At 28.3% G+C, this 19,151-nt stretch carries 23 protein-coding genes; 7 read left to right on the top strand and 16 right to left on the bottom strand.

Going from position 1 to position 19,151, the window contains the following annotated elements:
- Window positions 1–119 precede the first annotated feature (119 nt).
- The 15 genes from KGF46_RS18515 to KGF46_RS18445 all read right to left on the bottom strand — a co-directional run bounded on the left by KGF46_RS18515 (window position 120) and on the right by KGF46_RS18445 (window position 13,498).
- Window positions 120–800, bottom strand: a complete 681-nt coding sequence (locus tag KGF46_RS18515; RefSeq protein WP_227828666.1) for a GntR family transcriptional regulator — start codon at window positions 798–800, stop codon at window positions 120–122.
- On the bottom strand, window positions 784–1,674 hold the full coding sequence (gene ispE / locus KGF46_RS18510) for a 4-(cytidine 5'-diphospho)-2-C-methyl-D-erythritol kinase (RefSeq protein ID WP_227828665.1): 891 nt from the start codon (window positions 1,672–1,674) through the stop codon (window positions 784–786). The genes KGF46_RS18515 and ispE overlap by 17 nt, the downstream gene beginning before the upstream one ends.
- A gap of 117 nt (window positions 1,675–1,791) precedes the next feature.
- Entirely contained in the window at window positions 1,792–3,342 is a 1,551-nt protein-coding gene (locus tag KGF46_RS18505; RefSeq protein WP_227437546.1) for a DUF3794 and LysM peptidoglycan-binding domain-containing protein, read from the bottom strand.
- A 92-nt stretch (window positions 3,343–3,434) separates the two neighbouring features.
- On the bottom strand, window positions 3,435–3,701 hold the full coding sequence (locus tag KGF46_RS18500) for a Veg family protein (protein ID WP_009892135.1): 267 nt from the start codon (window positions 3,699–3,701) through the stop codon (window positions 3,435–3,437).
- A gap of 147 nt (window positions 3,702–3,848) precedes the next feature.
- A complete protein-coding gene (gene yabG, locus KGF46_RS18495; RefSeq protein WP_227828664.1) occupies window positions 3,849–4,709 on the bottom strand; it encodes a sporulation peptidase YabG in 861 nt (286 codons plus the stop codon).
- Between the two features lie 83 nt (window positions 4,710–4,792).
- Window positions 4,793–5,731, bottom strand: coding sequence for a dipeptidase (locus KGF46_RS18490; protein ID WP_227828663.1), 939 nt, complete (start codon window positions 5,729–5,731; stop codon window positions 4,793–4,795).
- 109 nt (window positions 5,732–5,840) lie between these two features.
- Window positions 5,841–6,002, bottom strand: a complete 162-nt coding sequence (locus KGF46_RS18485) for a hypothetical protein (RefSeq protein ID WP_227839240.1) — start codon at window positions 6,000–6,002, stop codon at window positions 5,841–5,843.
- Window positions 6,003–6,011: 9 nt separating this feature from the next.
- On the bottom strand, window positions 6,012–6,509 hold the full coding sequence (locus KGF46_RS18480; protein WP_227828662.1) for an SEC-C metal-binding domain-containing protein: 498 nt from the start codon (window positions 6,507–6,509) through the stop codon (window positions 6,012–6,014).
- Window positions 6,510–6,626: 117 nt separating this feature from the next.
- Complete coding sequence (locus KGF46_RS18475) at window positions 6,627–7,337, bottom strand: UPF0489 family protein (protein ID WP_227839239.1); 711 nt, start codon at window positions 7,335–7,337, stop codon at window positions 6,627–6,629.
- A gap of 158 nt (window positions 7,338–7,495) precedes the next feature.
- A complete protein-coding gene (locus KGF46_RS18470) occupies window positions 7,496–8,026 on the bottom strand; it encodes a hypothetical protein (RefSeq protein WP_227828660.1) in 531 nt (176 codons plus the stop codon).
- Between the two features lie 4 nt (window positions 8,027–8,030).
- Window positions 8,031–8,273 carry a hypothetical protein gene (locus tag KGF46_RS18465; RefSeq protein ID WP_227839238.1) on the bottom strand — a complete coding sequence of 81 codons (243 nt, stop codon included), beginning with the start codon at window positions 8,271–8,273 and terminating at the stop codon, window positions 8,031–8,033.
- Between the two features lie 15 nt (window positions 8,274–8,288).
- Window positions 8,289–9,683: a sodium:solute symporter family protein gene (locus KGF46_RS18460; RefSeq protein WP_227862229.1), complete on the bottom strand. Its 1,395-nt coding sequence runs from the start codon at window positions 9,681–9,683 to the stop codon at window positions 8,289–8,291.
- Window positions 9,684–9,896: 213 nt separating this feature from the next.
- Window positions 9,897–11,150: an MFS transporter gene (locus KGF46_RS18455; RefSeq protein ID WP_227842928.1), complete on the bottom strand. Its 1,254-nt coding sequence runs from the start codon at window positions 11,148–11,150 to the stop codon at window positions 9,897–9,899.
- Window positions 11,151–11,198: 48 nt separating this feature from the next.
- Window positions 11,199–12,353: a trans-sulfuration enzyme family protein gene (locus tag KGF46_RS18450; protein WP_227437567.1), complete on the bottom strand. Its 1,155-nt coding sequence runs from the start codon at window positions 12,351–12,353 to the stop codon at window positions 11,199–11,201.
- Window positions 12,354–12,928: 575 nt separating this feature from the next.
- Window positions 12,929–13,498 (bottom strand): recombinase family protein, encoded by a 570-nt coding sequence (locus KGF46_RS18445; protein ID WP_227828683.1) that lies wholly within the window; start codon window positions 13,496–13,498, stop codon window positions 12,929–12,931.
- A 201-nt stretch (window positions 13,499–13,699) separates the two neighbouring features.
- On the opposite strand from KGF46_RS18445, the gene KGF46_RS18440 reads away from it, so the two are divergent.
- Window positions 13,700–13,927 carry a single-stranded DNA-binding protein gene (locus KGF46_RS18440; protein ID WP_227437569.1) on the top strand — a complete coding sequence of 76 codons (228 nt, stop codon included), beginning with the start codon at window positions 13,700–13,702 and terminating at the stop codon, window positions 13,925–13,927.
- 221 nt (window positions 13,928–14,148) lie between these two features.
- On the opposite strand, the gene KGF46_RS18435 is transcribed toward KGF46_RS18440, so the two are convergent.
- Window positions 14,149–14,892, bottom strand: coding sequence for an RsiV family protein (locus tag KGF46_RS18435; protein WP_227828656.1), 744 nt, complete (start codon window positions 14,890–14,892; stop codon window positions 14,149–14,151).
- 168 nt (window positions 14,893–15,060) lie between these two features.
- On the opposite strand from KGF46_RS18435, the gene KGF46_RS18430 reads away from it, so the two are divergent.
- The 6 genes from KGF46_RS18430 (at window position 15,061) to KGF46_RS18405 (ending at window position 18,897) form a co-directional block, all read left to right on the top strand.
- Window positions 15,061–15,933 carry a class I SAM-dependent methyltransferase gene (locus KGF46_RS18430; RefSeq protein ID WP_227828655.1) on the top strand — a complete coding sequence of 291 codons (873 nt, stop codon included), beginning with the start codon at window positions 15,061–15,063 and terminating at the stop codon, window positions 15,931–15,933.
- Window positions 15,933–16,598 carry an RluA family pseudouridine synthase gene (locus tag KGF46_RS18425; RefSeq protein WP_227828654.1) on the top strand — a complete coding sequence of 222 codons (666 nt, stop codon included), beginning with the start codon at window positions 15,933–15,935 and terminating at the stop codon, window positions 16,596–16,598. Before KGF46_RS18430 ends, KGF46_RS18425 begins: the two co-directional genes overlap by 1 nt.
- Before the next feature lie 20 nt (window positions 16,599–16,618).
- The gene (locus tag KGF46_RS18420) at window positions 16,619–17,476 is read left to right on the top strand and encodes a MerR family transcriptional regulator (protein ID WP_227828653.1); all 858 of its coding nucleotides are present in this window, start codon (window positions 16,619–16,621) and stop codon (window positions 17,474–17,476) included.
- A 176-nt stretch (window positions 17,477–17,652) separates the two neighbouring features.
- Entirely contained in the window at window positions 17,653–17,982 is a 330-nt protein-coding gene (locus KGF46_RS18415) for a PadR family transcriptional regulator (RefSeq protein ID WP_227828652.1), read from the top strand.
- Between the two features lie 4 nt (window positions 17,983–17,986).
- Window positions 17,987–18,436 (top strand): permease prefix domain 1-containing protein, encoded by a 450-nt coding sequence (locus KGF46_RS18410; protein ID WP_227828651.1) that lies wholly within the window; start codon window positions 17,987–17,989, stop codon window positions 18,434–18,436.
- A gap of 83 nt (window positions 18,437–18,519) precedes the next feature.
- Window positions 18,520–18,897, top strand: coding sequence for a DNA polymerase III subunit delta (locus KGF46_RS18405; protein ID WP_227828650.1), 378 nt, complete (start codon window positions 18,520–18,522; stop codon window positions 18,895–18,897).
- Window positions 18,898–19,151 lie beyond the last annotated feature (254 nt).

Genomic DNA, 19,151 nt, shown 5'->3' with positions numbered 1-19,151 from the left:
AGATAAATTTATATCATCAATTATGTCCAATTAAATTTAATTTATTCATAATATTTTTCAATATCAATAAAAAAACTACTTTGAAATGATTATAACCATTTCAAAGTAGTTTTTAAATTTTATAAGTCTTTATTCATCATAGCCTTATCTATCATAAATTGCTCTGCTTTTTCTATATGCTCTGTAGCATATTTCTTCGACAATTCACTATCACCTTTGATTATGGCATCAAGTAAAAATCTATGTTCTTCAACAATATTAAGTGATGAGTCGTAATCAGACATATAAGTAACTCTAAACCTATACACTTGTTCCCATAAGGAGTTTATCAATTGGATTAATTTTTTATTGTTTGTTGCTTTAAATATACATTCATGAAATTCTACATCTTGTTTCAATAGTGCATCTAAATCTGATTCTAAAATGCTTTTTTTTAACGCTTCTGATATATCTTTAAGTTTTTTTATATCATCATCACTAATTCTTTCAGCAGCAAGAGACGCTGCTAAACCTTCTAAGCTTGCTCTTACTTCTAATACATCTAGAAGATCCTTTAAAGACATATTTGCTACATATGCACCTTTTCTAGGTAACATAACAACTAAACCTTCTAATTCAAGCTTTCTTATTGCCTCTCTTACTGGAGTTCTACTTACGCCTAATTGTTCTGCTAGTTGTACTTCCATCAGCCTTTGACCAGGCTTTAATTTCCCTTCTAAGATTGCCTCTCTTAAATTTTCGAAGACTACATCTCTTAATGGCTTGTAATTATCCAAGTTTAGTTTAGTTAAATTCTCCACAAATTTCAACCCCTTTTTGACTGCTGTTAACAACATATACCTGTTTATATTTTTTTAATAATTCTTTTTTTCCAATTAGAGCGTCTTCTTTACTTTCAAATAATCCAAAAACTGTAGGACCACTGCCACTCATCATAGAACCTAAAGCATTATTTTTCATCATAACTTGCTTTATATTATTTATTTCTTCATATTTACTTATAGTAACATTTTCAAGAACATTTATCATATTTTCTGATACAGCTCTTATATCTTCTGAATTTAAACACTCCATCAAATATTTATTATTGGGTCTTTTTTTAATATTATTCAAGTCTAATCCTTGATAAACTTCTTTTGTAGAAACAAATAATTCTGGTTTACATATTAAAATACTTATATCACATGGTAAACCTTTAATATCTGTTAGTTTTTCTCCAACACCTTGAGCTAAAGCAGGCCTTCCTGATATACAAAATGGAACATCTGCTCCTAAATTAAATCCTATTTCTTTTAATTCATCTTCAGATAACTCAAGTTTCCATAATTCATTTAATCCTACTAATACTGCGGCGGCATTGGAACTTCCTCCAGCCATCCCTGCTGCTACAGGAATATTTTTTTCTATGAATACTTCTACACCTTTTTTTATATTAAATTTATTCTTAATTATTTTGGCAGCTTTATAAACAATATTATCTTCATCTAAAGGAATATCTAAACTAGTGCTTTTTACCTTTATTTCATCTTTATCTAATCCTTTTATTTTTACTATATCGTATAAATCTATCGTTTGCATTATCATTTCAACAAAATGATAACCGTCTTGCCTTTTTCCTAAGACATCAATGGATAAATTTATTTTTGCTCTGCTCTTTAGTTTTATAAAATCCATTCTATCCTCCTTGTTTAAAGAATAATGCATCACTAACAATAATATTATACTACAAAAAATAAAATAATAGGGTATTATAATACCCTATTATACTTAATTACTTTAAATTTTTTAATATTAATCTACTAATACGACTTTTTTTTCTAAAATAAGACACTTACCAGGCTTAATTGCTTCGTCAAGTTTTATATCATTAAGTTCTGCAATTTCATTTTCTGTTGTATTGTATTTTTTTGCAATATTCCAGAAAGTATCTCCTTCTTTACATATATATACAATTATACTTGGGGCTTTAGATAAATCATACACACCTTGATCTTCACCTTTAACAATAAAGCTTTCTGCCTTTTTATCTAATGCTTCAGTAAATCTTTTGATTTTTATAACTAAATCTATTTGGTCTCTATTTAAATCAACTTCAATTTTATCAATACATGCTGTATTAAAAACAGATGCTGTATCAGTTAAATTATCCATCTCTATATCATGCTCAAATGGAATTTCTTCACTAATTTTATAAACTAACTTTAGCCCTTCAACTGGAATAAATAAAATTTCAACTTTTATAATCCCTTGTATAATACTTTTATTTCCTTCAATGTAGCTATTTTCTATAGACATAGTTGGACAAACGCTTACAATATCTTTTATTTGTATATCATCATTATCATTTCTTATTCCTTCTCTAACCATAAATGTTTCTTCACTATTTCTCAAAGTCTTATTTAGTTGAATAGGTTTATGGTCAAATTTTATTATCTTTTGAGGAGAGTATGCATCTTGTAATACCTCTCTTGTCACTTCATCTGTAACTTTTACCTTGCAACAAGCCATACAATCTATTTCTAATAGACCTGTATTACTTTCACTATTTTGTTTAAAAATATGATTAAAGTCTGACATGGACAATAATACTTCCTCAGTCATGCCATCACTCACTCCAGGAACTTCTACAAACTGAGTAAACTCTATACCCACTCTATCTAACTCTACAAGTTCACCCTCATATGTACAAGCCAATGGATTTATTTCTAACACTCCACCAATAATAACCTTATTATCAGTTACTCTACTTTCTTTTACTTTAACACAAGGATTTAAGCTTATTATAGATTGAATTTCTTCTGTATTTATAGTTATAGTGTCTCTTATAGAACTTTCTGCTTTTTCTATTCCCACTATATCTTGAAAACAAATTTCCTTTCTATGCTTTTGTATGCCTTCTACCTGTGCTACATCCTTTACAATATCTAATCTTTGTTTTTCAAATAAACTTCCTCTTATATTCATAAGAGCTCCTACTTTAATCTTTCTCTCATTCATTATAGTGCAGTCCATATGCTCTACCTCTGAAAATAACATGTATTCCATATCTTGCATAACATTATCTTTTTCTATTACTTCGTTTATATCCACTTTTCCATCTACATTAGAAACAGTATTTTTATCGTCTGCGATGTAAATTACGTTGTAATTAAAACTTCCTCTACAAAGTATCTTTCCGTCTGCTATCTCAATTTTTTTAAGTGATATGTAACCCTCAGTCTTTACAATCTCATATACATCTAGTTTCTTGTCTGGCACTACTGCTTCTGCCTCAATAAATGTTTGAAATTTCCCAAAGTCTATTCTATTGTCAATTTTAATTACATCTTTAATTAATTCCATAGTTTACCCCCTTAAGTATTATAAAAGTATCACACTATATTTATATTTAAGGAGCAAAAAAAAAATTACACCTATTTTTAATAGGTATAATTTTAACTTATTTGTAATTTATCTTGATCTCTAAAAACTTGCAACTTTACATTAGATGTTAATAAATCTGAGTAACTATAAGATACCCTAGGATATCCATTACTTTCATCATCTAATTTTATAACAAACACGCTTGGATAAACTTTTTCTAGTATACCCTCTTTTGTAATAATCTGCTTTCTTCCTTTATTAGCTTTCAACAATATCTTCTTTCCTATATGTCTTTCTAAGCTTACTCTTATCTTATCTAGAGTTTGAACAGTAGCCACAATATCACCTTCTTTAACGTTTATATGTTTACATAATATCACATATAAACATTTTTGTCAAACGTTTAAACTAATTATTTTATATATTTTTTGCAAAAATGTCAATACTATTTTTGAATATATACAGTATAATTATGTTAATTTTTGTTAATGCAATATTGTTTTTGGCATTGCCCATCTAAATTTCCCTCTTGTTTCAGAGCCACCAATACCCTTAACACCTGTGATAGTCTGCTCTATAACCTCATCAATAGGTACTACTACATCAATTCTTGAACATGCAATTTTTTCTACTACAAAAACAGGGTCTAAAGCATGTATCATTATTCTACCAGGGGAACTTGCATAATTCGCTCCTGCATTTATTATTTTTTCATAATTTGACTGACATGCACCTGCAAATATTACAAGATTATCCAAATTTGGTTGCCATTTACGCGCTTCTTTAACTGTTTTCATAAAATTTAAAGAGTTTCTATAGTTATTCATATCTTCTATATCTCCTCTTTTTATTGTCATTGCATCATGTCCTGTAATTACTAGTATATCCGGATTATATTTTTCTAGTAATGCTCTTATTTCTTTATGCTGATTTTGCTCTGAAACTGCTACTCCTACTGCAGGTATTCCAAGTTGAGCATATACATCCAAACAAATTTTTAAATACTCTTTATCTCCATCTATTTGTAGTACTTTTCCAGGCATCCCATATGTGTTAGAATTTAATTGAAGTTTTGGAACTGCCCTTGTCATCTTTTTCTGTCTCTCTTTAGCCTTTCTTACTGACTTATATAATAAATTTTCTACATTTTTATCTATTAATATATCTTTTATATCAGGTGCTTTTACTAATTCAAGGTCATCAATATAAGCATCTGCTATTACTCTAAATGCAATTCCTTTTAGTATAGCTATTTTTTCATTATTTTCATCTACACCAAAAGAGACTATTTTAAATACAATATCTTTGTTATGTGACTTTCTAGCTACAATGTCTCCTACCTTCATAGTTAAACCTCCAATAAATTTTTATCTTAGTTTATACTATGTTCGATATAAAACTTTGTTTCCTAATGTCAAAAAAACATTTCTTATAACACTTCTTTTATTACCCTTAAAGCGTTTTTATAGTATATTTTTTCTATTTCATCTTCACTAAATCCTTCTTTTTTTAGAGGTTCATATAATTTACCCATTTGAGATATATCTTCAATCTCAACCTTTGAATGTATTCCATCGAAATCTGAGCCTAAAGCTACAACATCAATTCCTCCAACATTTACAATATGTTTTATATGTCTAACCATATCTTCAAGCTTACTTTCACTTTTATCACTTAAAAACAAGTGGAAGAAGTTTATTCCTGTAACCCCACCCTTATTAGCCAACACTTTAATCATATCATCAGTTAGGTTTCTAGTATGATTCATCATTGCTCTTGAATTTGAATGTGTAGCTATTATTGGTTTAGAAGATATTTTTGCAATTTCATAAAATCCACCATCTGAAATATGAGAAATATCAACTAGCATACCTAGTTCATTCATCTTATGTACAACTTCTCTACCAAAATCTGTAAGACCTTTTTCTCTATACTCTATCTTATTATGAGGAAAACTTAACTCATTCACATGATTCCAACTTATTGTCATCATTCTAACACCTAAATCATAAAACTTCTTTAAGTTTTCTATTCTACCTTCAAGTACTGCCCCTTCCTCTATAGATAAAAGTGCTGTAAGTTTATTCTCTGATTGATTTTTCATAATTTCTTCATAGTTAGTAGCTAGAGCTATTACATCACTATTTTTTTTCATTTCTTTATGAAATTTATCTGCCATACTCATACAGTAATCAAAAGGATGTTTTACTTCTTCAGTATCAACAAAAAGAGCAAATGTTTGAGCCAATGAATCCCCTTTTTTCAACCTGTCTATATCAACAGAATATTTGTTAGTTTTAAGTTCACTTGTTTCCACATTTTCCATTAATTTTGCTATAGTATCACAATGTAAATCAATAAATTTCATATTTATACCCCCTGTATATTTTATATTTATATCTAAAAATAGAAATAGTTGTCCTTATAGACAACTATTGACAACTATTTTTTAATATTCTTTTTAGTGTTACTTAATTTTATTCCTCTTTTAGGTTAGGTATTACTTTTTTAACTTCTTCAATTTGATGCCATGTTTTATCTATACTATTTTCACTAATATATTTTTTTAAATCAGTTAAAGATGTAAAATCTTTAACTGATAAATTGTCTTCATCATCTGCAAATCTTAAAATAAACATAAGATTACCTTACTTTCCACAACATTTCTTATATTTTTTACCACTTCCACATGGGCATGAATCATTTCTTCCTATTTTTGCTTCTTTAACTACTGTTTTAGATTTTTTGTATGCTTTTATTATTTCTTTTCTTTGGTCTGCTGGTAATATTTCTTCCCAACCTTGTAAATTATATAGCCAATGAGCCTCAACAGTTACCATATTGTTATATAATTTTTCCCAATCTATTTTTATAGAAACTTCTTTATCAGCTTCTACATCTTCTAAAACTATATCTTCTTTTAAACTTTCACTTATTCCATCTATGAATCCCATGAAAAATTCATTAGTAGTTCCAAATTTTTCAGCTAATTCACTTACTTTACCTTCAACAACATCCATTTTATTATTTAATATTTCATTGTATATTCCAGCTTCAACTTTTAAATATTCTTCCCAGAATTTTACCTCTGTTTCTTGATTCTCGTGGTTATCACTTAAATTTCTCCATTCAGTATATAAACTCATACTTTTTTCCTCCTAAGTATATCTATATTTTTTTAGTTTTTTTATAGTATAAAATCTTTTAGTTAGATTGGAAGTTTCTTCTTTTTGATTATACCATATTCTATTTAAAGTTAACTCTTACATTATATCATAATTAAACAATTCTTTTAATACTTTTATAGCATACTCTTGGTTTATAAAGTAAGGACTAGTAGCAATTGTTACAACTTTAGCCTTTTTAATTAGATTTTTTATCTTTTCTAGTTTAAAATCAAATGGTATATAGTCCATATCCTCTGAAAATATATCTAAATCTATATCAAGAACAAACTCTGGTTCTATATCTAAATCAAAGCCATATGAGCTATCTATTATTATTAATTCTGAAAATATACTATGTTTTAATGCTGGTTTTATAAAACTTCCTACATTTAAAACCTCATTTGTATACCTAAATACATCCTCCAGATTATTTATATCTACATTGTAGTTTTTAGGCTCTCTAGTATCCTTATGCTGGTCTACATGTACTAGTTTACATCCTCTTGTGAATTCATTTACCATCATAGATTTTATCCAAAAATAAAATGCATGGTTATGATTATCAAAAACATATATTCTTTTATTTCCCAGGACATATTCGACCATATTTTCCAATCCTTTTGCTTTTATCTCTTTATTTTCATCAATTTCATTAAATACTACTTTATTTCCCAATTTCACATCATCCAGTGTTCCACTTATTAGTTTTGGAACATATATACTCTTATTTTCTCTTTCTTCATATGAAAATACATTATTTCCTACTGGTTTTTCTATATAAAATCCTGTATATTTATAGTTTGTCATAAGAAAATTTCCTCCATTATTATAATCTATATACATTAAAATCACTTATTATAAATTAGGTTATCTAATATAGAAGCTACTTTGTATATAACTAAATATTATCTCTTCTCTCAATATGTATTATACAATAAGTGTAAAATATATTTATATAAAATATCTTACATTCCTATAACAAAGCCATCTGCTTCAATTGGCAAGTAACTTACTCTTGTATTTAATTCCACTTTTCCAAAGAATACTACCCAGTATGGTCTAAAGATACTTTCAATTTTAACTATCTCAATCTCTGGTATCCCCCCCATAAACCTGTGACTTAATCTTATAGCCATTTTATTTGCCTTTGCTTTTACCCTTCTCTCATCCTTATCACTATATTGTATGATGTCATTATCTACATTTTTTACAATTTCAGATACTGGTAATTCTTGTACTATACTACCAGCACCTGTAGAGCCATTTACTAAAATATTTAATTCATTTATATTGCTAGCTTGTTTTTTTTTCATGAAAGGAGATTTATTTTGATAAATTTTAAGTGTAACGACTTTAAACTCTATATAATGAAGTCTAACTTCATGAACTTCTTTATTTTTTAATATCAACATACTTAATAAGGAATTCTTTCCACTTTTTGCTATATCTATAGCTTCATCTTTTGTAATTTTTATAGGCAATGCTCTTATATCCATAAAATCATTCCCTTTCCTCTTTTTTTCTTGTCATTTTGAATACTCTATATAGATAATCAAAAAATATTATAACTACTGCTATCATAACTCCATATGGGATTATCTTTCCAACTATAATATCATTTCTAGTTACTATACCATAAAATATAAATCCTGTTATTAAGAAGTATAATAGTACTAAAAAACCATCTATACCAATCCATTTTATTTCCAAATCTTTTTTTACTTTAGAGACCAATTTAGACATAATAACTACTCCTTTTTATAGATTATTTTGTGTATTTAAATTTTCGCCTATTCTATTTCCTATTGTCCATGCAATAAATGAAAGAGGGATGGCTATAACAAGAGGCTCTAATTCAAAACTTTGAACTGGAAACATTTTAAAATAACCAAAAGTTACTCCACCTACAATCATTCCCAAAATACTGCCCATAGATGTTCTTCTTCCATTACCAAGAAGTCCTCCTACTATAGGTACAAATGCTGAACCCATCCAAATACTTCCTACAAATATACATGCATCATATACATTTTCAAATCTAAACGCCACACTAAGTCCCATAACTGCCGCTAAACATACACCTACTCTAGTAAGTTTAACTAATTGCTTTTGAGATAATTCTTTTTTAGTAATTCTTCCATATATATCATTTGCTAAAGTGGCTCCTGCTGCTAGATAATAACTATCTAGTGTTGATATTATTGAACCTAAAATTCCTATTATAAATATTACTCTTATACCTTCTGGCAATGTATTTAAAACTAAAGTTATATATCCAGCTGCTGGAGCCATTTCTGGATAAGTGGCTCTAACTATAAGACCTGTCATAGTTAACACCATGTCAAAACATATCCACAGAGAAAAACAAGTCAACAAGGCTCTCCTACCAACTTTTGGAGAATCTGCTGCCGAAAACCTTTGATAGAAAGTTGGGTCTGAATAAGCTCCAAATGAATATACTATTAACATCAATGCTTTCATTGCTGACATACCTTTTGTAGGATGCATTAGCTGAGGTGCATCTTTAAGTGCTTCTGTAAGACCTTGAAAACCACCTATTTGGTCAAATTGACCTGGCATGACCATAGTTAGACCAAATACCATGCAGAAAAACAATACCATATCTGTAATGGCAACTCCCATAAGACCACCAAGAACTGTCAATATAACTACTACCACTACCATTATAAACCCTATTAGTTGTTTATCAATTCCCCAAGCTACATTACCTATAGTTCCCATAGCTGTTATTTCTCCAAGTTGTGCACAATATATAAACATTAAAACTGCTCCAATTATAGCAACTTGCTTTCCATAAAAACTTTCTAATAAATCAGGAACTGTTATATTAGTTCTTATATGAATTCTTGGTCCAACCCACAATGCTAAAGGCATTCTTCCAATGTGTGCAGCTATTGACCATACTGCCCATGCAGATATCCCATATATAGCTGCATACTCTACACTACCAACTGTACCAACTCCACCATACCAAGAGGCAACCAAAGTACCTACTATCAAAGACCATGGTAAACTTCGATTTCCTAGGTAATAACTTTCCATATCTTTTACATTTCTAGAAAAATAATAGCCTATCCCTAACAATAGAAATGCAAATATAATTATAATTCCATTTTCCCATAATGCTAACATATCTACTCTCCATATTCTTATTATTGTCTTAATTTTCTATTTTAATATTTAAATGGTTACTGTCATTTTTTAATTAAACTTACTTTATACCACATGTTATAAAGTTATTTTATAATTATGAAATCTCTAAACTGAAACTATTTCTTATTTTAAACATGAACAACTCTACCCATTTTTAAAAATAGGTAGAGTTATATAAATAATTATAAGTATTTAAGCAATTTTATTATTCAAGTTTTTATTTTCTTTTTTATTTATTTTATTTAAAGCATAAGTGGCAAATATACCTATAACTGCACACACTACAGATAAAATAAATATATACGTATATCCTGTTTGTCCATATTTATCTAACCAGTTACCTGCAACTGTATAGTAAAATGCATCTGGAGAAAATCCTATAAATGAAGCGAATCCAACTACTGCTCCTGTAGTTTCTAAAGATATATTAGACTCTGAAACAGATGCAAAGTATATACCTCTAAATCCAAATAAGATTACACTTAGTATTATCATATTTATTACAGCTATCCATATAAGTCCTGCACTCTTAGGGATTACTAAGTAAGCTGCTGTACTTATTGTCATTAATATAAACCCTACAAACATTACTCTTATAGATGAACCAACTTTATCTGTTATAACACCTGCAATAGGGGATGCTCCCATTTTTATAACATAAGTTCTAATTATTGATAAAGCTGAAACTAAAGTCATTGGCATTACATAAACTTCTGATAAGTATGGGCTTAAATAAGTTAAACTTGAAAATACTAAATAAGTTGAAAATATTATAAGACCAATCAGCCAAGCTTTTGGCATTGTAACTACTTTTAGTAATGATTTAATACTTAATCCTTCATCTGATGCTCCAGTATCTTTCTTTTCTTCTACTAAGAAGAATAAAAGTATACCACATATTATAGATGCTGCAGAATATAACCATACTACATATTTAAATCCAATAGTTATTTCAGCAAATTTTCCAAAGAAGTAAAGACCTATAAAAGAAATTAACGTACCTGATACCCCTGATAACCCTTCATAAAATCCAAATATTCTTCCTTGTTCTGATTCACTACCCTGCATTCTAACAACCTTAACAGAAGCTGAGAAGAATGTTAATATTGTTGTAAATCCCCATAATACAAATATTAAAAGAATCATGTTGTATGATGGAAATGTTGAGAAGTAAAACCCTAATGCTCCTGAAGCAATTAAAGAAAAAGTTATCAGTTTTCTAACTGAAAACCTATCAGCAAACCATCCACCTATAAAATAAGATACCATTCCTACTAATCCATATAAACTCAATAAGTTCCCTATTTGCGTATGACTCAATGCTAATGCTTGTTGCATTGGATCATAAAATGATGACTTCATATATGGTAAACTATACATGGCTGTTGTTCCAAATGCCAATATGAATATTACCAAAAATCTCTTAACATTATTTTTGTTTTCCATGATTTTCTCTCCTTAAGATTTTAATTTTCTAGTTTTATTTCTATAACTTTATTTTAATTTTTCTATAGCTTGTTTAAAGTCATTTATTATATCATTTGCAGACTCTAATCCTACTGCTATTCTTATTAGATTTTCTCCATTCATTTGAACTAATGTATGTTCTTCTCCTAAACTTGTTGCTATTGTTGCAAGTTCTAAAGAATTCATTAATTTTCTACTAGCTTGGTCTCTTGTTAATCCATTTATTCCATCTTTAAGTTTAAATGAAACTACTCCTCCACCTAAACCATTCATTTGAGTTTTGCAAAGTTCATACTGAGGATGAGTTTTTAGTGCTGGATATTTTACCAATTCTACATTTTCTTCTTGCTCTAAAAACTCTGCTACTGCCAATCCATTTTCACAGTGTTTTTTCATTCTCATATCTAACGTTTTCATACCTCTTAAAATCATCCACGCACTCATTGGTGGTAAAGATGCTCCTGTAAAACAACATAAACTTGGCCATCTCACTAAATCTATTAATTCCTTTGAACCTGCTACAGCTCCCCCTAAAGTATCTCCATGTCCATTTATAAATTTAGTAAGACTATGTATTACTAAGTCTGCACCTAAGTCTATTGGTCTTTGTATAATTGGAGTACCAAAAGTGCTGTCAACAATAGCTAAACTCTTATTTTCATGAGCTATTTCTGCTATTGTTTTTATATCTACTAAATCTAATGATGGATTTAATGGACTTTCTATATAAACTATCTTAGTATTTGATTTCATTGCATCTTTTACATTTTGTGGATTTACTGCATCCACAAACGTAACTTCAACGCCAAATTTAGCCAACAACTCAGACATAAATAATTTAGTATGTGAGAATATTCCATCAGAACTAACTATATGGTCTCCACTTTTTACTAATGCTAATATAGTAGATGTTATTGCTCCCATACCTGATGTACTAGATATAGCACTTTCTGCATTTTCAAGCATAGCTAATTTAGCTTCTAACTCTGTAAGTGTAGGATTACACTCTCTTGTATATACATACCCCCATGTCATACATAACTCTTCAAAATGCTCTACTGTCTTTGCAGCAAATGTTGCTGTTTGACATATTGGAGTAGCTAATGCACCTGTTGTTGGATCTGCACTATGTCCCCAATGTATTATTTTTGTCTCCAAATCTTGATTAATATTATTACTCATTTTAATTCCTCCTGTTTTGACCTATTTATACAACGTTTTCCCTGCCAAATTTCACCAATTCAGCTTTAATTAGTACAAACTTTTTAAGTATACTTTTATATTTGTTATAATTTCTAAAAATCTGACACTTATTTTGCTTTTTTACAGTTTTAATTATAAACTCTATAGTAACTATAGAGTCAATATATTTTTGATATTTTTTATACAATGTTTAAGAAATTTAACATAAAAAGAGATATGTATTAAAATAAGCTTATTTTAATGCATATCTCTTTTTATATTAAATTTGATTCAATACATAAAACATCAATTTTTTGTTCTCTGTGTAAATTCTTTCATTGTCATTTTCTCATCAAAAGTCTATAGTAATTATACACATTACTATGATTTAACATATGTAATAAAATATACTACATCAAGAAAATTATATACTCTATAAAACTTTATATAAAAATCAAAAAAAGTTTTACTATTTATTATATCCATATATCTGTAAATAAAATTAATTAGAGGCATAAATATATTCAAATCATCCAATTTATTTATACCTCTAATTTTTCATAAGTAAAATCTCATTAAATTGATTTCTTCGCACGAATAAGTGTGCTTTTAGAGATACCAGTCATCTTCACAACCTCTCTATAAGGTTTAGAATTTAATAATCCCAATGCGTATTGTATCTGCTGATTACTATATTTCTTTGGTCTACCATCCTTAAAATCTTTTTTCCTTCTAGCAAATTCTTTTCCCAACTGAGTTCGTTCTATTATCATATTTCTTTCAAGTTCTGCAACTGCAAGTAATGTAGTTAAAAAGAACTTCCCCATTGAAGTATTTTCTAGGAGACCTATATTTAAAATATGGACACTAACTTCTTTAGCAAACAAACCCTCTATCAGTTGTATTCCTTCTGATGTACTTCTAGCCAGTCTATCAAGTTTAGTTGCAACAAGTAAATCTCCCTTTTTTAAAGAAGATATAATTTTTTCAAATTTAGGTCTATTTGTAGTAGTACCTGTATAAGTTTCTTTTATTATTTTGGCATTGTTATACTTGCTTAATATCTCTTGCTGTTGTTGATACAAACTGTTGTTATCTGTCTGATTCTTTGTACTGACACGGCAATATCCATATATAATAATAATCACTTCCTAACGTAAATATTTAATGCAGAAATTTGTAGATATCTGTATCTACATGTCTTTATACATTTTACTAAAACGATTTTTTGGTGTCAATACTGTTAACTTTTGACACCATTATAATTCCTTTATAATTTGTTTGACTATGTCAAAAATTAACAATATAATGAAGTTAATGAAATTATACAAATTGGAGGAAATAATATGAATAGTCTGTTAAATGATGCAATAGATGAGTTAAAAAACATCCATTGCGGAGAGGTTTTTTTATTAAAAGAATTGTTCAAAGGCTATGAATGGAACAGGTTGGAGATGAACATCAGGTTAAAATTAGGAAAACTTTTTTTGTATGAGGTAGTAAGTAATCCCAATTTAAAGGTAGAAGTAATCAATAAAAACTCTGCTTATCAACAAATGTATAAAAAAAAATAGCAACTTAAATATATATAATAATATAATCTTCTTGTTGAGTCAAAAGTTAAAACTTTTAATACAAATTGTACTATATAAATGTTTATCAGTAGGTCTAAGTCTATATAACTAACATATACAAATAGTACTGTTTAAATTATGTTTTTAAGATAGATAAATCTTAACCCTACTCCAGCATAAATCTAGATACACTAAAATAGGGCTCAGAATTATCTATATTTTTATACCATAAAATGCTTAGCTCTTCCTCTTGATTGAATGTATATGTCTGGAGAAATGCAATAAAAACGTTGGTTTATAAAATTTCCAAAATCAGAAAATCTTATCTTAAATTTAGGAATTCCAAAACTTTCAGGTGCTATTTCATCTACACCAAAATAGATAACAAGCCCATCATCTGTAATATAAAATGCCTGATCTACAGGTATAACTAATTCTACATTAGAATAATACATTTCTCTATTTTCATTAATTTCAGATTTTATATAATCAGTTATTATGTTTATATAGTCGACTCCATCTCTAAAAATATCACTTAGTAAAAGTTCTTTTCCATTTGTTAAATCTATATTGTAATTATTTAATGTATTGTACTTAGGCCCAGAACTACCAGCAAATCCCATAAGATTTAATATCATACTTAGTACATAGTTTTTACTAAAAGTAACTGCATAATTAGTAGAAACCCAGTAACTTTGTTTTGGAAGTGAATTTTGAGAAGCTGCATTATTATATTCTTGTTCTTCTTCTTGTAATCCAACCTTAAAATTATTTACAGTCATTTTTACAGCAGAATTTATGTTGTTTAAAATAGGCGGATTTACATAGGTAGATTGATTTCTAATATTGTAAAGAATAGGATATTTTACATCATATGAAAAGTACTTACTTCTGCCAAAGTCTTCATTAAACTGCACATATAATATGTTATATGTACAAGTATTTGTAGCTTGATAATTTTCCATTAAAACTCTCCTCCTCTTATTAAAAAAATCAGATACTATATAATATGTTTAAAAGAGTAATAATGTTAACAATAAATGTAAAGAATAGAAAGTATCTAAAACAGCAAAAAATGACTGATTTTGTGGTATAATACATAGGATTGAGAGTTATTTTATAGGAGGAAAGATATGTTATTATTAGCAGATAAATGGAAAGATTATGAACTTATAGATATGGGAAATGGAGAAAAATTAGAGCGTTGGGGTAAGTATGTACTTAGAAGACCAGATCCACAGGTTGTATGGCCAATGGAGTCTGAATGGGCTCTATGGAAAAACCCTCATGGACATTATCATAGAAGTAATAAAGGTGGAGGTCAATGGGAACACAAAAAAAGATATCCAGAACAATGGACTATAAATTACAAAAACTTAAAATTCCACATTAAACCAACTGGATTTAAACATACTGGATTATTCCCAGAACAAGCAGCCAATTGGGACTGGATGATGGACAAAATCAAAAAAGCTGACAGACCTATAAAAGTATTAAATCTTTTTGCATATACAGGAGGAGCTACAGTAGCATGTGCATCCGCTGGTGCAGAAGTATGTCATGTTGATGCTGCAAAAGGTATGGTCAACTGGGCAAAAGAAAATATAGAGTTATCAGGACTTAAAAATCAAACAGTAAGATTTATAGTAGATGATGTTGTAAAGTTTGTTGAAAGAGAAATAAGAAGAGGTAAGAAATATGATGCAATAATAATGGACCCACCTTCTTATGGAAGAGGACCTAAGGGAGAAGTATGGCAGATAGAAGAAAAATTATATAGCTTTGTGGATTTATGTATGGGTGTTTTATCTGATAATCCTTTATTCTTTCTAATTAATTCTTACACAACAGGCTTCTCTCCAATAGTTCTTGAAAATGTACTATCTACAACAATAGGAAAAAAGGCAAATAATGGAGAAATTTATGGCGGTGAACTAGGAATACCAGCTTCTAGGGATGGTAAAATACTTCCTTGTGGTATATTTGGAAGATGGGAGAACAAATAATGATAAAAGTCATATATGAAGATAACCATTTATTAGTTGTAGAGAAACCTGTAAATGTATTATCTCAAGGAGATGATACCAATGATAAGGACATGGTAAATCTTTTAAAAGACTATATCAAAACAAAGTACAATAAACCTGGAAACGTATATATTGGTTTGGTACATAGATTGGATAGACCAGTAGGTGGAGTCATGGTTTTTGCCAAAACATCAAAAGCTGCCTCAAGATTGTCTGAACAAGTAAGAAATAAGACATTCAAAAAAACCTATATGGCAGTTGTTCATGGTAAAATGAAATCCGATTCAGACATATTAAAAGATTTTTTATATAAAAATAAAAAGACAAATATGGTAAGTGTCGTGAAAAAAAAACATAAAGATGCTAAAGAAGCTGAACTTAGTTATAAAGTATTGGGTTTTAAAGAAAATCTAAGCTTAGTTCAAGTAAACTTAAAAACTGGCCGTTCTCATCAGATAAGAGTTCAATTTGCAACTAGAAAACACCCTTTATATGGAGACCAAAGATATGGCCAAGAAGTAAATAAAATTGGACAACAGATTTCTCTTTGGTCTAATAAAATAGAAATTTGCCATCCAACAACAAAGGAAAAAATGGAATTTATATGTACTCCACCTGATGAATATCCATGGAATATATTCTAAATCTCAAATGAGGTGATTATATGAGTAAAAAGTTTTCAATAGGTGAAATGTCAAAGCTTCACAAAATAAGCATACAAACACTAAGATACTATGACCAAATAGATTTATTTAAACCTGTTCATGTTGATCAAGAAAGCAATTACAGATATTACTCAATTGACCAATTTTCACAATTGGATATTATAAAATACTTAAAGTATCTAGGTATGCCATTAAAAGAAATCAAAGAAAAGTTAGATGAAAACAATGAAGAAATTCTAAAATTATTAACTAATAAGATTAATATAGTAGATGAAAAAATTAAAGAATTAGAACTTATAAAAAAAGTATTAAGTACAAAAAAAGAAACAATGGAAAAAGGTATGAAAGTAGATGAAGTAGGTAAAATAGTAAGAAAACATATTCCAAGAAGAAGTATTTTATCCATAGAATATGAAGAAGGTTTAAGTAGCGAAGAAACTATGGAACTTTCCAGAAGACAAATAGCAAATATACTAGAAGATAATATCTCTGTGTTTTATGGTGGAGTAAGTGGTCTTGTATCTATAGATAAATTCTTAAACGAAGATAAAGTCATCTATGAAAATAGCTTTGTAAATGTTGAAAGAGATTTATTTGATGCTAAATCTCAAAAATATATATCTGAAATTTCAGCTGGTGATTTTATTTGTATGACATATAAAGGTTCTTACAGAGAAAATTATACTGCTTTTAAAAAGTTAGTTGACTATGTTGATTATAAAAGGATACCTATTGAAAATTATATATATGAGATACCTATAATAGACCCTCTATCTACAAACAATGAAGAGGAACTTCTAACCGAAATTCAGATACAGGTTAAAAAGAGGGAAATTGATTTAAGATGTCTAGTATAATCAATTATTATAAAAAAGGGCGTTTCCAAATGATTTTTAAATCATAAATGGAATGCCCTTTTTAAATAATAATTAAAATTTTATAGTTTACACTTGGAAAATAATATGAAATGTTTTATTATATATCTATATACCTTATATTACGAGGTATATGATAACATAAAGTAGGTGAATTTATGGACTTAAATAAAGAAGTGCTTAAAGGTCATATTGATACTTTAATATTATCAATACTAAACAAAGGAGATTCATATGGATATGAAATAGCAAAAGTGGTTAGAGATGAAACTACATTTGAGTTAAAAGAAAGTACACTCTATGTGTCTCTTAAAAGATTAGAATCTAAGGGTTTGATAAAATCTTATTGGGGAAATGACCAAGGCGTAGGAAGCAGGAGAAAGTATTACAATATAACAGATGACGGAAAGGATAACTTAGAAATAAAAATTCAGGAGTGGGACTTTATACAGGGTATTATGAACAAATTTCTAAAGAAGGGGGATTAGATTTATGAAAATAATAGAAGAGTATTTAGAAACACTATATAAGAACGAAAATAACAAAGAGATTCAAGATTTAAAAGAAGAGCTAAGAGAACATCTAACAACATCTGCAAATGAATTTATTGAAAATGGATATAACATAGATGAAGCACAAAATAAGGCAATCGAGAGATTCGATGGTGGCGGTGAGATGTCAGTAGAATTACGTTCAATATTTAAACAAAAAATAGAACCTAAAAAAGTTTTATTGCGAAGATTATCAAATTCAAGGCTCTTATTTTTAAATTTATTTGGATGGCTTGTTGCAACTGCTGCATTTACAGCCAATAGAGGTTTTGGACACATAGTTCCACCTTGGTTGATTGTAGCTTTGATAATCGTAGTAGCTATATTAATAATTTTAAGCATTATAATTAATAGATTAAAGAAAGAAATAGAAAATGATTATGTTATGTAGTCACATTAATAAATATATTTTTGTTTTATTTATATGAGTAAGTACTACAATATTAATAAATAATATGAAAGGAGTTTTTGTATATGGAGAAAAAAATATTATTAGAAAAAATTCTTGATACGCCAGGAGTTTCATATATTAATGAGAAAGTAAATTTATTTAAATATACCAAATGGATTTCATTTGGAACTTATATAATGACTGTTGAAAGCTTCTGCTATAAAGAAGATTCAAAACACTATAATCCAGTAATGGGCACATTTGATTATGAGTCAGAAATTTTTATAGTTAATGCCATATATAAAGATGAGGTCTACTCTATTAAAAGTAAAAAACTCTATAGAAATGTATCTAAGGGAGATAAAATAGTTGTTACAATTAAATACTATTATGATAAATATGAAAATCTTATACATGAAGAAATTCATGACTACCACTCTTATCCTCTATCTAATGATTAAAGAAAAAACTGATAGTATCAAGATTAATATTTATTTTAGTTCACATAAAAAAATAATTATAGAGTATTAATTAAAGGCGAAAGCTTCTACGGACTAACGCCTTTAATTAATCTAAATATTAGTTTATTTTTTTATTCCGCTATATTATAAACTTTTAATTTATCTTTGTTTATATGCTTTTTCTTAACCTCTACTAAGGCTTTTAATGTATCTAAAGATGTCATTATTTCAGTAGAGAATTCAATAGCTGTTCT

Origin of the sequence: Clostridioides sp. ZZV14-6153 (assembly GCF_020657855.1) — a bacterium.
GTDB lineage: Bacteria > Bacillota > Clostridia > Peptostreptococcales > Peptostreptococcaceae > Clostridioides.
The sequence above is the reverse complement of the archived record's forward strand: the minus strand, read 5'-3'. Positions and strand labels throughout refer to the sequence as shown.

What these genes read in the sequence shown, in the direction of transcription:
- ispE (WP_227828665.1), bottom strand. Translation starts at nt 1,674, where the DNA reads ATGGATTTTATAAAACTAAAGAGCAGAGCAAAAATAAATTTATCCATT.
- KGF46_RS18505 (WP_227437546.1), bottom strand. Translation starts at nt 3,342, where the DNA reads ATGGAATTAATTAAAGATGTAATTAAAATTGACAATAGAATAGACTTT.
- yabG (WP_227828664.1), bottom strand. Translation starts at nt 4,709, where the DNA reads ATGAAGGTAGGAGACATTGTAGCTAGAAAGTCACATAACAAAGATATT.
- KGF46_RS18490 (WP_227828663.1), bottom strand. Translation starts at nt 5,731, where the DNA reads ATGAAATTTATTGATTTACATTGTGATACTATAGCAAAATTAATGGAA.
- KGF46_RS18485 (WP_227839240.1), bottom strand. Translation starts at nt 6,002, where the DNA reads ATGTTTATTTTAAGATTTGCAGATGATGAAGACAATTTATCAGTTAAA.
- KGF46_RS18480 (WP_227828662.1), bottom strand. Translation starts at nt 6,509, where the DNA reads ATGAGTTTATATACTGAATGGAGAAATTTAAGTGATAACCACGAGAAT.
- KGF46_RS18475 (WP_227839239.1), bottom strand. Translation starts at nt 7,337, where the DNA reads ATGACAAACTATAAATATACAGGATTTTATATAGAAAAACCAGTAGGA.
- KGF46_RS18470 (WP_227828660.1), bottom strand. Translation starts at nt 8,026, where the DNA reads ATGGATATAAGAGCATTGCCTATAAAAATTACAAAAGATGAAGCTATA.
- KGF46_RS18465 (WP_227839238.1), bottom strand. Translation starts at nt 8,273, where the DNA reads ATGTCTAAATTGGTCTCTAAAGTAAAAAAAGATTTGGAAATAAAATGG.
- KGF46_RS18460 (WP_227862229.1), bottom strand. Translation starts at nt 9,683, where the DNA reads ATGTTAGCATTATGGGAAAATGGAATTATAATTATATTTGCATTTCTA.
- KGF46_RS18455 (WP_227842928.1), bottom strand. Translation starts at nt 11,150, where the DNA reads ATGGAAAACAAAAATAATGTTAAGAGATTTTTGGTAATATTCATATTG.
- KGF46_RS18450 (WP_227437567.1), bottom strand. Translation starts at nt 12,353, where the DNA reads ATGAGTAATAATATTAATCAAGATTTGGAGACAAAAATAATACATTGG.
- KGF46_RS18440 (WP_227437569.1), top strand. Translation starts at nt 13,700, where the DNA reads ATGAATAGTCTGTTAAATGATGCAATAGATGAGTTAAAAAACATCCAT.
- KGF46_RS18435 (WP_227828656.1), bottom strand. Translation starts at nt 14,892, where the DNA reads ATGGAAAATTATCAAGCTACAAATACTTGTACATATAACATATTATAT.
- KGF46_RS18430 (WP_227828655.1), top strand. Translation starts at nt 15,061, where the DNA reads ATGTTATTATTAGCAGATAAATGGAAAGATTATGAACTTATAGATATG.
- KGF46_RS18425 (WP_227828654.1), top strand. Translation starts at nt 15,933, where the DNA reads ATGATAAAAGTCATATATGAAGATAACCATTTATTAGTTGTAGAGAAA.
- KGF46_RS18420 (WP_227828653.1), top strand. Translation starts at nt 16,619, where the DNA reads ATGAGTAAAAAGTTTTCAATAGGTGAAATGTCAAAGCTTCACAAAATA.
- KGF46_RS18415 (WP_227828652.1), top strand. Translation starts at nt 17,653, where the DNA reads ATGGACTTAAATAAAGAAGTGCTTAAAGGTCATATTGATACTTTAATA.
- KGF46_RS18410 (WP_227828651.1), top strand. Translation starts at nt 17,987, where the DNA reads ATGAAAATAATAGAAGAGTATTTAGAAACACTATATAAGAACGAAAAT.
- KGF46_RS18405 (WP_227828650.1), top strand. Translation starts at nt 18,520, where the DNA reads ATGGAGAAAAAAATATTATTAGAAAAAATTCTTGATACGCCAGGAGTT.